The following is a 14,142-nucleotide window of genomic DNA, read 5'->3' as shown; positions in this document are numbered from 1 at the left end:
TCCGGGGCGGGTTAGCCGCTGGTGCGGGTTGTTAGGTCGGTGAGGGTTTCGTTCGCGGTCCAGCTCCGCAGTAGGTTCAGGGCGTCCGCGGAGGGTGTGGCAGGTTCGGTGAGGTAGGTCATGAGGACCAGCCCGGGTGTCGAGGTGATGGCCAGGGTTTCATAGCCCAGGGTCATGTCACCGACGATGGGGTGGTTGATGCGCTTGGTCCCGGTTGAGTGGGTCCGTACTGTGTGTCCGCCCCACCAAGTGCGGAACTCGTTGCTGCGGGTGGCGAGCTCACCGACGAGGGCCATCAGGGCTTTGTCGCTAGGATCCTGGCCGGCGAGCAGCCTCATCCCCGACACGGCCTCCAGTGCGGTCGTCTCCCAGTCTGGGTAGAACACCCGGGAACGCTCGTTCAGGAACATGTAGCGGGCGCTGTTCAGGACAGGCTTTCCCGCGGGGAAGAGGTCGGGAAACAGTGCCCGGCCCAAGGGATTGGACTCTACGGGGTCCCCGAGGCGGGTCATCGCGATCGCGGGAACATCGCTCATTGCATCGATCAGCTGCCCAACCCGGGTTGATACCCGGGGTTGGGGTTTCGTCCGGGGTGCCCGGCGCGGCCCGGATGCTGCTCGTGTCAGGTCGAACAGGTGCGCGGTTTCCGCCTCGTTGAGTTGCAGGGCCCGAACGAGAGCGAACAGCACGCTCTCGGACACGCCGCTGAGGTCCCCGCGCTCCATCCGCGTGTAGTAGGCGGTACTTACCCCGGCGAGTTGAGCGACTTCCTCGCGGCGCAGGCCGGGGACGCGGCGTTCCCCACCGAACACGGTCAAACCCGCAGCCTCGGGGGTGAGGCGGGCGCGCAGCGCGGTGAGGAACTGCTGCACGTCATTACGGGTATCCATACCCTCAAGGCTAGGCGCGTCGATGACGGAATTGGGAGTCCCTGCCGTTATCTCCCAACCCCCACGAGCTGGGCCCGCCCTTCCGTCCGACAATGCGTTTTTCGCCGCTGCCGGGCGCCGCTGGGGGATAACACCAGTGGCTCTCACCCCAACCTGTTTCCTGCCTACCGTTGAAAACATGACCAACAACATGATCACTGTGAACAACGACGTGAAGCTTCCCGCTATCGGACTCGGCGTCTTCCAAACCCCACCCGAGGAAACCGTCTCAGCTGTCGAGGAAGCACTGCGCGGCGGCTACCGACACATCGACACCGCTGCCGCGTACGGCAACGAAGTGCAGGTGGGCGAGGGCATCCGTAACTCAAGTGTCCCCCGCGAAGAGGTCTTCATCGAAACGAAGATCTGGATCAGCGATTACGGCTACGACGCGACCCTGCACGCCTTCGACAAGAGTGCCGCCAAGCTCGGCGTCGACTACATCGACCTGCTCATCCTGCACCAGCCGCTGCCTTCCGAATTCGAGCTCACACTTAATTCCTACCGGGCGCTGGAGAAGTTACTGGACGATGGCAAGGTTCGCGCGATCGGTGTCAGCAACTTCATGCCCGAGCACCTCGACCAGCTGCTCGCCGCGACGACGGTCGTACCGGCCGTCAACCAGATCGAGCTGCACCCCTACTTCCAGCAGAAGGACTTGCAGGCGCTGCACGCCTCGCACGGCATTCTGACCCAGGCGTGGTCGCCCATCGGCGGGGTCACGACGTATATGCCTGATGCCAAGAGCACCCTGGATGACCCGACAATCCAGGCCATCGGCAAGACGCACGACAAGACCCCGGCTCAAGTCATGGTGCGCTGGCACCTTCAGCAGGGCCGGTCGGCGATCCCGAAATCGACCAAAGCCCACCGCATCGCTGAGAACTTCGACGTGTTCGACTTCGAACTCAGCGCCGAGGAACTCGCCGTGATCGATGCTCTCGACACCGGGGTTCGCGGTGGCCCCCCGGTCGAGGCAATCACCCGCGAGGCTTTCGCCTTCACTATCCCCGAGGCCTGATCCCTTTTCCGGCGTGGGCGGCACCCCGCCGCTCCCGCCGGAACCGCCGGAACCGCCGGAACCGCTCAACCCTCCGCACGCCCCGCTTCACCTGCACACCCTTTGATAGGAACACGCACCATGGAATACACCCGACTCGGCACCTCCGGGCTGAAGATCAGCCGCCTGACCCTGGGCTGCATGGCCTTTAGCGACCCGAACCCGATGGCCGACTGGTCCCTTGGCGAAGACGGCTCCGCGCCGCTCTTCCGACAGGCGGTGGAGCTGGGCATCACCTTCTGGGACACCGCGAACGTCTACGGCATGGGCAGTTCAGAAGAGATCGTCGGTCGCGCCATGCGCGAATACAGCACCCGCGAGGAAACTGTCCTCGCCACCAAGATCTACTGGCCGATGAACCAGAACCCAGGTGGTGGCGGGCTGAGCCGCAAAGCGATCCTCGAACAGGTCGATGCCTCGCTCACACGCCTCGGCACCGACTACGTCGACCTACTGCAGATCCACCGCTTCGACCCCGAAGTCCCCGTGGAAGAGACCATGGAAGCGCTGCACGACGTCGTCAAATCCGGTAAAGCCCGCTACATCGGCGCTTCATCGATGTGGGCGTGGCAGTTCGCGAAGATGCAGTCGGCCGCTGTGCTGAACGGGTGGACGAGGTTTGTCTCAATGCAGGACCAGTACAACCTGCTCCAGCGCGAGGAAGAACGCGAGATGCACGGCCTGCTTACCGACCAGGGCGTCGGCAACTTGGTCTGGTCCCCGCTCGGCGGCGGCATCGTCGCCCGCCCCTGGGGAGACAAGTCCAGCACCCGCGCCAAGTCCTACCCCACCACTGACCAGTTCGGCCGGCCCCTCTACCTCGACTCCGACAAAACGATCGTCGACGCTGTCGAGCAAATCGCCGCCGAACGGGGCGTTGCCATGGCGACCGTCGCGCTGGCCTGGGTCCTGAGAAACCCCGTCGTGGACACCCCGATCATCGGCGCGACGAAGGCAAAGCACCTCATAGACGCCGCCGCCGCACTCGAGATCACCCTCACCGACGAAGAAGTAGCCGCACTGGAGGCCCCCTACACGCCCCGCGAGCCCACCTTCTTCTAGGCAGTACCGGACAAGGTGTTCCGAACCACGTCGGTTCGGAACACCTTGCCGCCTATCAGCCCTATGGAACATTCCGAGCGGTCGATCCGGGTTGGCGATGAGGATGTACGCACAGACACCCTTGCGCGCGTCGGCCACACCCCTTATAGGTGTCGATTTGGAGTACACCCATACCGGACGTCAGACGCTTTGGTACAAACCGTCAGATTAGGCTCCGATTTGTCATTTGTGGACAGTAGTTGTCGCAGGTCTTAGAGTCAAAGCTGACAGATGAGGGGTATTCGGGTGACCGGGCAGCGAGTTGGCTACATCAGGGTGAGCAGTCTTGACCAGGTGACGCTCCGTCAGCTCGACGGAGTCGCCCTCGACCGGAAGTACACCGATCACGCGTCGGGTAAGGATCAGAACCGACCCGCCCTGGAGGACCTACTCGATTTCGTCCGTGACGGCGACACCGTAGTCGTTCACTCGATGGACCGGCTCGCCCGCAACCTCGAGGACCTACGCAGCATCGTGCGACGACTGACCACAAAAGGCGTCCGGATCGAGTTCGTGCACGAGAAGCTCACATTCACTGGGGACGACAATGCAATGGCGACCCTGCTGCTGAACGTCATGGGCGCATTCGCCGAGTTCGAACGCTCCCTGATCCGCGAACGCCAGCGAGAAGGAATAGCCCTGGCAAAAGTGCGAGGCACCTACAAAGGACGTTCCCGGTCCCTGAGCCCAGAACGAGCTATCGAACTGTGCGAAAAGGCCGCCGCCGGCGTGCCCAAAGCAGTCCTGGCCCGTGAATACGGCATCAGCCGCGAAACCGTGTACGCCTACCTCCGCGCCGGATCCGGTCACAAGCCCGAGCCTGATCCTGACGGGGAGAGCACGCTGCGTGCCCTCGTTGAGAGTCTGCCCGCCGACACTAGGGACCTCCCCGACCTCACCCCTTACGACAGCCTGCTCACAACACCGACCGCACCCCAGATGCCGCCCCCTCAATAAGTACGTCACGCCGCACAGTCCAGGCGCTGGACCGGCGCTGGACCGGCGCTGGACCGGCGCTGGACTAGCGCTGACACGGTCAGCACTGCCCCGCAGACGGCTCATCTCTTCAGCCACTAACCGGTACAAGACGCGCCGTCTACCGCCGCCGATCATCTTTCGAGGTCGACCGCTGGTCTCCTCCGCGTTCTTTGGACCCGTTGGATATTACCTACGTGCGCGGGATCGGGAATAGCGACGTGCGAGGTCATTGAGGGCGAGTGTCGCGATGATAATGGAAACCGCTACGGCGGCCAGACCGACATAAAGCCCGGTCAGCATAGCCATGGGCGAGCTGGCTCCGGCCAGGAACCCAGCACCGCCGATCGCTCCTACCACCCAGAACACGATCACGGCGAGCACCGCAATGATCGACGGCACAGCACCCCGATGGTCCCTCAACCACAGCGCCGCACGTGCCTTCAGAACCCCCATGAATGCCATGCTCCCAGTCTCCAGTCACAACATCACAAGGACGCTGACGACACGTACTGGAATGGTCACAGTTCCCGGCACACACAGCCCACACCCCGCGGGTAAATCCCATCCTGCAGGCGATCAGGGCGACCAGTTGCCCAATACGCCGTCATCCGGAGATGTCGAGGCAATCGTTGATGATCCACCAGACATCGTCGATGGTGTACCCGCGGTCTAGGTCCTGGCTGAGTGCATGTGCCCGGACTGCTCGCATGGCGACACCCGCGTGCACCCAATCGACCGTCGCATCCCGATCGTTGGCGTACCGGTCCCACAGGTCATCGTGCCGCTTCTTCGGTAGGCGCACCATCGCTCCGTACGGCCCACGGAAATCATCGGCCGGGCCGTCGAAACGGACCGTCGCGAAACCGAGCCGCGCTTCGGCCAATAACAGCCTCAACCCGCTGATCCTCGGACAGCGCGCAAACACCCGCTCAATCGCTCGACCATACTCCTCAGGCCCCGGCTCTCTCACTGCGTCCCCCATGACAAGAAGTGCCCCACCCTCCCCACCAGCACTTTGGGCACTTTAGGCACTTCAGGTACAACGAACACATCTACCCCGCTAAACAGCTCCTTAGAAAGACCGGCACGCCGAGAAAAAGTCACATCCTCAAACTTTTTGAGGGGTGACGGCGGGCGGGCCAAGAAACGATCGGAGCTGACCGATTGATGCGTTCGCGAAGCGGCGCGCCTCCTGACCAGCTGTGCACGGCACAAGCTCCCCACGCTCCGCTGCTTGTCCCGCACACACCTGGACAGCAGGAACCAGTGGTCCGCCTGCACACAACCACCTGCGTCACCGACACGGTGAAGCTTGCCCCGAGCGAACGGTGGATGTGCACAGCCTCCTATCAGCGTGATCGCGATCAGCATGACCTCGGTCCAACACTGGGGGCCAGCAGGACGAATAGGACTAATAGGACTAATAGGACTAATAGGACTAATAGGACTAATAGTGGCAATAGGGACAGCATGGCTGGAGTCGGTTGCTGTAGCCGACCATAGGAGCTGTCCATGGCTGGGGTCAGGTCGGGTTATCCACGGCTGAGTTCAAGGAGCCATCCGGGTAGCTCCCCAGCCGTCGTAGCGGTGGATAACCCTCCAGAGCTGTCCCTAGGTGTGGGCAGCGGCGCAGAAAGGATCAGCCCCGTTTCTCCCGCTCATGTCTGCAATTTTGATGGCGATACTCTTGGGTCGTGACGAACTTCTACAACCAAAGCGATCTAAACCTTTACGGCGCCGAGGACGACTTCGAGATGGAAGCCATCCTCGATGCGATTGACGAGGCGACTTCGTCGACAACGCTCGACTCCGCTGAGCCTGCGGGTAAGGATTAGAGTCGGCTCCTTACGGCGCTGAGACGTGCTGCAAGTGGGCTGCCCGCGCGGATTTGCCGAGTGAGCCTGGGGTTTACCTGTGGTCGCGTGGTGGGGTACCGCAGTATGTCGGTACGGCGACGAGTTTGCAGAAGCGGGTGTCGACGCACCTTGGCGGAGGTGTGAGCCTCGCGGGATCTTCGTTGCATCGGAATGTATGTGAACTGCTGTTCCGGATCCCGCCTAATGTCGCGGGCAGTCCGACCCGGCAGAAGGTGACGACTGGGCAGGCGACCGCGATTCGGAGCTGCCTGCTGGGCCGTGACGTCTCCTGGCTCCGAGCGCATACTGAGCGGGACGCTGCCGCGTTGGATGCCCGGCTTCGGCATGTATTCCTGCCGCCGTTCAACCGGGCGTAGCCACCAAGCTACGGACAGCGAGGCCACCACGGCCATCCGTGAATATCGGGCGACACCGCGTGCTACAGCGGACCTGCAAGTCGGTCCTCCCGAGCCATTTACGGCAGGTGGGATGCTGGAGCTTCGTCGATACGAGGGAAAGCTGAGCGCGGATGGTTTCAACAGTGACTTTGATTCGCTCCACCGCACTATCTGAGATGGCACAGTACGCATCCGCGGCTACTGCGCCGGCAGATGCTCGACTCATCTTCTTCGCAGGGTCCTGCCCCCTCGATACGGCCGAAGCGTCGGTAAGTCAAGGCGACCATGCAGCTCAGGCTGCACAGTGCATCAGGAACATGACGACTGCTCTCCAAAAAGCTGGAGCGACCATCGAGGACGTAATCAGTACTCGGGTGCTCGTGGCGTCTACTGATCGGGATGACCTGTTCCGTGCTCGAAAGGACATACGTGACCAGTCGGGCTAGGGACGATGGCCGGTCCGGAAGAGGTTCGTGCTCGATCGGTGGGATGTAGCGAGCTCCTTCCACGCTGATGGGCAGGAGATTTTATCAAAGGCGCAGCCGTGATGGAGCCAACGAATTGTGCCCTGTGGTTCAGGAGGTTCGGTAGCGTTGAAGGTGGTGGTTGAGCAGCCGGGCACCATGAGAGTTTTCCTTACCGGAAGGTAGCCCTTATGGCCCATAAGCTCGGTGTGATACCGCATTTCAATGGTGAGACCGCGCAGGCTGACCTGCGCATCGCGGGTTGCCTAACCGTGAGCAGCAGTATCGCGTTACGGCCGCTGATTCGACGAGCGTTGTCCGTGACCGGTGTTCGTTCGGTCGTCGTGGACCTCACGACAGCGCGACATATCGACGTAGACGGACTCGAGTCGTTGCAAGCGTTCGTCCACACCATCACCGTAAACGGTAGTGACAGCCAGGACGATGACGCCACTGCGTCGCTTTCAGCACATAAGTCCGCGCAGATCGAGGTGCCCGACGAACTGCCTGCCTGCCCTGCCTACAGGGTGTGCCGGATCCCTTGGGAGCCTCCAGCGCGCACGCACCACGCCTCGACTGTGGCAAACGTGTTCGTCTGAACGCTTCCCTCGCCACCTCGTGTGATCACCGCGGACCCTAGTTTTCTCGTTGCCAGATGATGAAAGGAGAGAAGTTTTGAGCGTGACCACTGACGCCGCCGTCCTGCTGTCGGACACCGCAGAAGTGCTTTTCATTGCTGCCACTACTGATTGTTCACACGGGCTGGTCAGTACCGAGGTCCTGCACGCGTTGCAGCGAACTCTCGTATCTGTGCATCACACGCTGATCGCCATGGAACAGGCCCGCCCTGGCGCAGTGCCCGATTGTCAGGTCCTTGCCAGTCAGCTCGACAGCATCTCGACTGCCCTGGGACAGCAAGCCAATGATCCGCGCCCCAGGCTGCGGTTGGTCCCATGCCCAGCCCCTGTTGCCATACTGGAAGGACATACCGATGCCGGAGAATTACGATGACTCTCTCTGATGATGAACAGCGCCGCCTCGACGACATCGAGCACCAGCTCTGGGTAGAGGATCCCCGTTTCACCCGCCGGCTCGACACCCTTCACAGTGAGTACGTGAGCGGCATGCCTGGGGAGATCGATGTGCGGGGCCTGCTGATCGTGTTTACCGCACTCGTCATCGTGTTCGTCGGGATCATGGTCAATCTCCTGCCAGTGGGCGTGCTCGGTTTCGTGGCGATGATCGTCGGCGGAAACATTGCTCTTCAACACAGCACGCACCACACCTCGGAAGCGGCTGGGGTTCATACCTGAACATCAGATTGAGCGCCTAGTACGGAGCCTGAAAGCTGGTTCCGCATCCGGCCAGAGGATAAGCGGCGGAACACAAAGTCACCGACGCTGCGTCGGTGGACGTCTTCGCCTCTGATAACACTCCTGACCTAGCAAGTGTTGCGACGCTTACCAGAGTGCACCCGTCCTGCCGCACTCATCTGCCCACCCACAGCACAGCGGCGCAGGCCTGGTGATGTGGACTTCCTGCCACCGATGAGAAGCGATTTGGTTCCGAGCGTTCTAGTACCCGATGATCATTCTCGGACACTGCTTGGCTGGACGGTCATTGCCGGCCTTCCTTCTACTGGAAAGAACATGCCAGGGGCTGCAGGATACAAAAACGCAGCGGACACTGGCACCTCCGGACACCGCCGCCCTTGAAGATTGTGGAGTGACGAATGAGGTGTGATGAGTAGCCGGCTTCGCCCCGACGAGTTCTTCCCTCAGGACCTGGGTGTTCTGGCAACCGAGGATGTCGAGGTGCTCAACAGTAAAGTGCACCGGGAGCTTGAGTTCGAATACCGTGAGCACGGATACCCGGACCCCGAAACGGAGTTCCGGCTCGAGGACCTCAATGACGAGCTCGACCTTCGGGACGTTCTCGACGAGAACACAGCGGCCCGGCCGAGTAGCGAACACTTCACCGATGAATGAGATCTCCGCACCATGCACCCGACGGTGCCCAGTGGCGAGTATGGCCAGGAAAGCAGCGAGGGATCCTGTGATGACAGGCCACCAATAGACGCATACATCACTGATCGCGCGTGCGGTGGCCTGATGAGAGACTTCACCGTCGAGCCGCACACGCACAGCCATCTCTTCGTTTGCTGGAGCCGGGTGTTGTCGCTTCCAGTTATTAGTCGACGCATTCGGTGCAGTACTGACCGGTCGGTCCTTCCCCGGCGAGCTGGCTGCGGTGATGGACGAGGAAGCACACCTTGCAGGTAAATTCGTCCTCCTGAACCGGTACCACCTGCACCAATAGTTCTTCCTCGAGCACTGCCCCGGGCAGATCGAAGCCTTCTGCCGTGTCGGTGTCCTCGACGTCGATGAGGGCGGTTTGCGTTGTCGCACTGCGCTGGGCATTGATCGCTTCAAGCGATTCATTCGCAGGCTGGTCTTCTTCCCGGATGCGCGGGGCATCGAAATCAGTGGACATGAGAATGTGAGTCGCCTTTCTCCTGGAACCGTCGCAACAGGTTACCTGCGCCCGGGTCGCCGAAGCACGAGCTGTTTCCCCTTGTTTCTCATCCCCGTCTGCCGGTTCTGTGCTTTCACGTTCTGCAAGGACCCCGACACAAAAGAAAGTCTGACCGAGACCTCACCGGAACCGCGTGGACGGCACTTGGTCGGGAGCGATCACCACGCACTGCACAGTACTGAGTTCGGCTACCTCTAACACGGGATTTCCCGTCCCGGATGACGCGTGCTGCTGCATCCGGGCAAGGACTTTGCTGTGGTCTGCCTCTGTCTCATCGATGAGGTGTGACACGTCACCGCCGAGTATAGCGGTCAGCGGGTAAGTTCCCGTTCTCAAACGTTGGATCTTGCGGCCAGGGGAAAACGACAGAGTGAAACGGACCTCCGGAACGTCTCGGCCATGGTCCTTGGCGTACCGGTTTTCGTGGTGCAGGACAGCTGATAGGAGTGGATTCATCGATTCATTCTCGAGGCTCTTCGCGGCTTCGGAGGGAATGAAGGTATGCAGGCTGACAAGATGCTGCGGGTGGACGCTGGACACCACAACAACGCGTCCTGTGTGGACCTCGATCTGCAACCACGCCCGGTCTGCGTCGATCCCGCACTGCTCGGCGATCAACGATTTGGCTGAGCAATGATCCAGTGACGCCGCGAGGTGGGACAGCTCGGGGAAATTTGGGCTGGTGATCATGAACCCGTCCCCGACGGCATGGGCTCGTACTGTGAAGACCTGCATGTGAGACCGCCTTCAGGGTGCGATCAGCACCCGATGCTCACAGCGTAGAACCATCCGACGTCAAAGCACCACAAAAAACACTTTTTCTCAGCATGATGAGCATCTGATCTCGTCAATGACTCGACTGCGCCATCCCTATCAAGACCAAAGCACGCATAGGGGGTGGGATCACTGGTGTACCGGCGACCGTTTATCGTGAAGTCTCTGGTAGCTCATGAGCAGTGCGTATGAAAGCTGTACCTTCCGGATAGGAGGCACCTGATGCTGTCTCGGGCGCAGGTCTATGCTTCCCGGATGGGTGCACACACTGCCTCTCATGTCCTGGTCGTCGGCGTCGTCCTTCTCAGTGTTAGCGCCTGCACGGATGTGCTGACGGCGGAGAAGTTCGAGGCGTGCATGGCTGCGGAACAACACGCCATCAGCGCGTCCATCGACGGTGGCGCTGATCCTGAGCAGACCTACCAGCAGGCAATGGATGACTGCGGGTACGCCGACCTCACTGAGACCGAACGCGACGAGCTGTTCAACGGCCCCTAGAACAACGTTCACTCCGACAGCGAACCTATAAGCACCATTTCGACGAGGTGGGGGCGGACAGACGAGGACGACATGACGCGCACTCCCCCAGGCGACAACTCACCACAACCACACGACGCGCGCACGCCACACGATGCATACGGACCACATGGACCACAACAAGACACGGCGCCAGGGTCACCGAAGGATCCGAAGCCGGCAAAGGTACCGAGGCCAGCACTGAAGCCGGGGTCGGGTCGATTCGCGGGAGGCTTCTTCACCGCGGTCAGGTGGGTCGCGGGGACGATTGTCATCGTGATCGGCTTGTGGATCCTGTGGCAGGCCGCAGCGTACCTGTGGACTGTGCTTTTCCCGGTCCTGCTGGCACTGCTACTTGGCAGCGTCCTCTGGCCCGTCAACCGCGTCGTACGCAAAATCCTGCCGAACGCTGTAGCTGCCCTGCTGACCATCCTCACGCTCCTTGCCGCGATGTACGCGATCCTGCGGTGGATGATCCCTTCGCTGGTCACCGAATCAGCCGGGCTGCTGGAGAAGGCGCGTCTGCTGCTGGTCGACGTGAGCGCCTTCTTCCAAGGGCCTCCGTTCAATGTGCAGGACGTGGATTTGAGCGCACTGATCGAGGCCGGGCTCGACCAGATCCGCAACAACACCTCGGCCATCCTGACCGGCATCAGTTCAGGCATCTACTCCAGCGTAGGAACGGTCACTTCCTGGGTTGTTATTTTCCTGCTGGTCGTCGTGTTCGTGTTCTTCACCCTCAAGGACGGAGACAAGTTCCTCCCCTGGGCTGCCCATTGGAGCGATGCCCGCACCTACCAACACGTGCGGGCGCTGACCACTGCTGCGTGGGCGGCGCTGTCCGGGTACGTCCTCGCCCAGGTCGCCGTAGAACTCGTCGATGCCGTGTTCATCGGTTTGGGACTGTGGCTCCTGAACATTCCCTTGGCGCTTCCATTGACCGTGCTGATCTTTTTCAGCGCGTTCATCCCGATCATCGGGGCGGTGACCTCCGGTCTCCTGGCCACCATCGTCGCTCTCCTGGACGGTGGGTGGACCGCCGCACTTTTGGTCCTCGGCATCGTGCTGCTCGTCCAACAACTCGAAAGCAACGTCCTGCAACCAGTCCTGGTCGGACACTCCCTCCAAATCCACCCCGCCGTCGTGCTCTCCGCCGTCACCGTCGCAGGCACCCTGTTCGGCATCGCCGGAGCCTTCATAGCAGTACCCGTCACAGCCGTCGGCACCGTCATCCTCCGCTACATTCGCGATACGTCCTTCATCCCTGCACATCCATCCGCCGACGACGTACGAAAGATCAACCGCCGAGCACGAGCTTGGAAGAAACGAACACCAGGCCCCGACCCACAACCGGAAAAGTGAACGCACATTTCAGATACGTCATTGCGTTGGATCCGGCGCAGCTCCTCCCAGCACGATCGGTGCCGGACCGGGCTGCTGCTGGTCCTGCCGTTACGAAGACTCAGTCAGAGCCTGTTTCACGTAAATGTGCCCGTGTCGCTATCGCTATGCGTCCACGCTGCGTGTACGCGCTCCGGGTTTCGTTTACGCCTGGGAACAGGACGCTGTGGTGTGAGAAAACACGGGTGGGTGGGCCCGCCCCGGGATAAGTTGCCGTACCCCTTCACCCCCGGGTTGACACTCAGTTGTTACCTCGCCGTTGTTACCTCGCCGTTGTTACCTCGCCGTTGTTACCTCGCCGTTGTTACCTGGCTGGGTGGGCGGGGCAGTGCCGGTGTTTCGCTATCCAGGGGTGGATCACCGGCACTGTGGATGAGGTGTCTCGCAGCCCATCCGTCCCCCTTACCCATGGGTAGTGGGTTAGGCACGTCACACGATAGCCGCTGTCCAGCGTGAGCGTGAATTCTTTCGACGACTCACTGGGAGAGGTAGCGCCCTCATGTTGCTCGGGCCGGTCTGGTTGGGAGCAGCAGGGCGGTGATCTGGCCGATGATTGCCGCTTCCAGGAGCTCGCCGGCGACCTCTCGGACGATACCGGTGCTGGTGATATCCATATCCACGTTTTCCCTTCCGTGACCGGCACCACCACTGTCAAGACCGTTCGCTGCCGTGGGATTGGTCATGATGACCGTGCCGGACAGGAATCGTTCGGTGGGTCCCGACGCCGGTCTGTGGACATTCAGGAAAAGTTGCACCAGGACCCGCAGTTTCGGGTCGCGCCAGTACTCGCGCGGAAGCCCGGTCAGGGCGAGGTAATCATCGACGCTCATAGTGAATCTCTCCCACAAGTCTGAGGATGCACGGCTTGATGCAAAGTTCGAGCATCAAGTATCCGCAGCCATAAGTACGGACCAAAGCCCTTCACCATGTCCCTCCCTTCAAGCTACTCACGAGGACCTCAGCCGTCCGAAGCGTTCTGCTCGTCGCCTCAGACCGCTGAGGTCCTTCCCCCTTTGTCACACAAGTGTCAGCCTCGGACGAGCCAGTGCCAGTATTTAGCACCGGTTATGTTCGCGCTTCAACCTGAGAAAAGAATCATGCGTCGGTTGTGACCGTCATAAGGTCGGGCCATGACCGCCGACTCCCTATCCCTTCATGCCTCACGAATGGGTGGCTTCCCGAGAATCACGACGACCTCGAGGACTGATTATTAGGCCACCGGGAGCGGGTGTGGCCCCGTTCTTTAGACGGCGGTTCTATGACGCCAACGTGAGTACTGGTGCGGTAGGTCTCGTGGGTAGCCGGGTGTGTTCGCGTGATGGTGTGAGGGCTGCGCCGAGGGCGGAGAGGTACTCGGCGCGTCGCTTCGGTGAGATCCGTGAGACGGGGACAGGTGTGGTGCTGTTAGAAGGGGCGTCGGGGTAGTGCGTTGCGAGGCCGTCTTGTAGCAGGCGGAGCGCCTCGGATTTTTGCTGTGATACCGCGGAGTGGGTGGTGCCAAGTTCGGCCGCTATTTCGGTCACGGACCGGCCCTCGAAGAAGACTTGCTCGATGATGAGACGCATGCGTCCGGGCAGGTGCGCGACGGCCGCGCGCAGGTGCCGGATCTGCTCGTCCGCGAGCAGGGAGGCCTCGGGAAGCTGCTTGGATGAGACCCTGTCGACGAACATGTCGATCACGGTCTCGTCGAGCGTCTGCACGGACCGGCCGGCGTCATCGAGTGCAGCCTGGACGTCCTTGCGGCTGATCCCGAGTGTGGCCGCGAGCTCGTCGTTGGTCGGGGTGCGGCCGAGGGACGCGGCGAGGGTGTCCCTCGCGGCGAGGGTGTCTCCGATGCGGCGACGCACCACGCGAGGAGCCCAGTCATTGGATCGCAGGTCGTCGGCGAAGGCTCCTATGATGCGGCGTCGGGCATAGGCGCCAAACGGCACACCGAGCGTCGAATCGAACGAATCCGCCGAGGTGATCAGCGCAATCGCCCCCACCGAAGCAAGATCATCTCGCGACAGATGCGTAGCGCGCGCACACATCCTAGACACGAGGTATCCGACCAACGGCAGGTTATCGACGATGAGTTTTTCACGGTCACGTGAATGCATGAGCAAGCTCCCCAGCCAGCTAGAAGACGCT

17 protein-coding genes and 1 pseudogene are annotated in these 14,142 nt (G+C 61.4%); 11 read left to right on the top strand and 7 right to left on the bottom strand.

The features are described 5' to 3' along the window. Nucleotides 1-11: 11 nt before the first annotated feature. Nucleotides 12-890, bottom strand: coding sequence for a helix-turn-helix transcriptional regulator (locus V6S67_RS18205; RefSeq protein ID WP_334211743.1), 879 nt, complete (start codon nucleotides 888-890; stop codon nucleotides 12-14). 178 nt (nucleotides 891-1,068) lie between these two features. Between V6S67_RS18205 and V6S67_RS18200 the strand changes: the two genes are divergently transcribed. The 3 genes and pseudogenes from V6S67_RS18200 to V6S67_RS18190 form a co-directional block, all read left to right on the top strand. Further along, nucleotides 1,069-1,950: an aldo/keto reductase gene (locus V6S67_RS18200; protein ID WP_334211742.1), complete on the top strand. Its 882-nt coding sequence runs from the start codon at nucleotides 1,069-1,071 to the stop codon at nucleotides 1,948-1,950. 120 nt (nucleotides 1,951-2,070) lie between these two features. Continuing rightward, entirely contained in the window at nucleotides 2,071-3,051 is a 981-nt protein-coding gene (locus V6S67_RS18195) for an aldo/keto reductase (RefSeq protein ID WP_334211741.1), read from the top strand. A 285-nt stretch (nucleotides 3,052-3,336) separates the two neighbouring features. Beyond that, nucleotides 3,337-3,885, top strand: a pseudogene (locus V6S67_RS18190) (recombinase family protein); the annotation flags it as partial. Between the two features lie 369 nt (nucleotides 3,886-4,254). Here the strand turns inward: V6S67_RS18190 and V6S67_RS18185 are convergent. After that, nucleotides 4,255-4,530 (bottom strand): hypothetical protein, encoded by a 276-nt coding sequence (locus V6S67_RS18185; protein WP_334211740.1) that lies wholly within the window; start codon nucleotides 4,528-4,530, stop codon nucleotides 4,255-4,257. A 142-nt stretch (nucleotides 4,531-4,672) separates the two neighbouring features. Continuing rightward, nucleotides 4,673-4,951: a hypothetical protein gene (locus V6S67_RS18180; RefSeq protein ID WP_334211739.1), complete on the bottom strand. Its 279-nt coding sequence runs from the start codon at nucleotides 4,949-4,951 to the stop codon at nucleotides 4,673-4,675. A gap of 811 nt (nucleotides 4,952-5,762) precedes the next feature. On the opposite strand from V6S67_RS18180, the gene V6S67_RS18175 reads away from it, so the two are divergent. The 6 genes from V6S67_RS18175 to V6S67_RS18150 all read left to right on the top strand — a co-directional run bounded on the left by V6S67_RS18175 (nucleotide 5,763) and on the right by V6S67_RS18150 (nucleotide 8,774). After that, entirely contained in the window at nucleotides 5,763-5,903 is a 141-nt protein-coding gene (locus tag V6S67_RS18175) for a hypothetical protein (RefSeq protein ID WP_334211738.1), read from the top strand. 550 nt (nucleotides 5,904-6,453) lie between these two features. Beyond that, complete coding sequence (locus V6S67_RS18170) at nucleotides 6,454-6,768, top strand: RidA family protein (RefSeq protein WP_334211737.1); 315 nt, start codon at nucleotides 6,454-6,456, stop codon at nucleotides 6,766-6,768. 209 nt (nucleotides 6,769-6,977) lie between these two features. Then, a complete protein-coding gene (locus tag V6S67_RS18165) occupies nucleotides 6,978-7,385 on the top strand; it encodes a hypothetical protein (protein WP_334211736.1) in 408 nt (135 codons plus the stop codon). A gap of 82 nt (nucleotides 7,386-7,467) precedes the next feature. Continuing rightward, the gene (locus tag V6S67_RS18160) at nucleotides 7,468-7,797 is read left to right on the top strand and encodes a hypothetical protein (protein WP_334211735.1); all 330 of its coding nucleotides are present in this window, start codon (nucleotides 7,468-7,470) and stop codon (nucleotides 7,795-7,797) included. Further along, nucleotides 7,794-8,099, top strand: coding sequence for a DUF3040 domain-containing protein (locus tag V6S67_RS18155; RefSeq protein ID WP_334211734.1), 306 nt, complete (start codon nucleotides 7,794-7,796; stop codon nucleotides 8,097-8,099). The genes V6S67_RS18160 and V6S67_RS18155 overlap by 4 nt, the downstream gene beginning before the upstream one ends. A gap of 429 nt (nucleotides 8,100-8,528) precedes the next feature. Further along, a complete protein-coding gene (locus V6S67_RS18150) occupies nucleotides 8,529-8,774 on the top strand; it encodes a hypothetical protein (protein WP_334211733.1) in 246 nt (81 codons plus the stop codon). A gap of 202 nt (nucleotides 8,775-8,976) precedes the next feature. On the opposite strand, the gene V6S67_RS18145 is transcribed toward V6S67_RS18150, so the two are convergent. After that, nucleotides 8,977-9,279 (bottom strand): DUF4193 domain-containing protein, encoded by a 303-nt coding sequence (locus V6S67_RS18145; protein WP_334211732.1) that lies wholly within the window; start codon nucleotides 9,277-9,279, stop codon nucleotides 8,977-8,979. Between the two features lie 162 nt (nucleotides 9,280-9,441). Continuing rightward, the gene (locus V6S67_RS18140) at nucleotides 9,442-10,056 is read right to left on the bottom strand and encodes a hypothetical protein (protein WP_334211731.1); all 615 of its coding nucleotides are present in this window, start codon (nucleotides 10,054-10,056) and stop codon (nucleotides 9,442-9,444) included. Nucleotides 10,057-10,350: 294 nt separating this feature from the next. On the opposite strand from V6S67_RS18140, the gene V6S67_RS18135 reads away from it, so the two are divergent. Together V6S67_RS18135 and V6S67_RS18130 are read left to right on the top strand one after the other, a co-directional pair. After that, nucleotides 10,351-10,593, top strand: coding sequence for a hypothetical protein (locus V6S67_RS18135; protein ID WP_334211730.1), 243 nt, complete (start codon nucleotides 10,351-10,353; stop codon nucleotides 10,591-10,593). Between the two features lie 294 nt (nucleotides 10,594-10,887). After that, on the top strand, nucleotides 10,888-11,973 hold the full coding sequence (locus tag V6S67_RS18130) for an AI-2E family transporter (protein WP_334211729.1): 1,086 nt from the start codon (nucleotides 10,888-10,890) through the stop codon (nucleotides 11,971-11,973). 536 nt (nucleotides 11,974-12,509) lie between these two features. On the opposite strand, the gene V6S67_RS18125 is transcribed toward V6S67_RS18130, so the two are convergent. Both V6S67_RS18125 and V6S67_RS18120 read right to left on the bottom strand, forming a co-directional pair. Then, complete coding sequence (locus V6S67_RS18125; protein WP_334211728.1) at nucleotides 12,510-12,842, bottom strand: hypothetical protein; 333 nt, start codon at nucleotides 12,840-12,842, stop codon at nucleotides 12,510-12,512. A 426-nt stretch (nucleotides 12,843-13,268) separates the two neighbouring features. Beyond that, nucleotides 13,269-14,111, bottom strand: a complete 843-nt coding sequence (locus V6S67_RS18120) for a sigma-70 family RNA polymerase sigma factor (protein ID WP_334211727.1) — start codon at nucleotides 14,109-14,111, stop codon at nucleotides 13,269-13,271. Between the last annotated feature and the right edge of the window lie 31 nt (nucleotides 14,112-14,142).

Origin of the sequence: Arthrobacter sp. Soc17.1.1.1 (genome assembly GCF_036867195.1) — a bacterium.
In the GTDB taxonomy this organism is placed as follows: domain Bacteria; phylum Actinomycetota; class Actinomycetes; order Actinomycetales; family Micrococcaceae; genus Arthrobacter_D.
The sequence above is the reverse complement of the archived record's forward strand: the minus strand, read 5'-3'. Positions and strand labels throughout refer to the sequence as shown.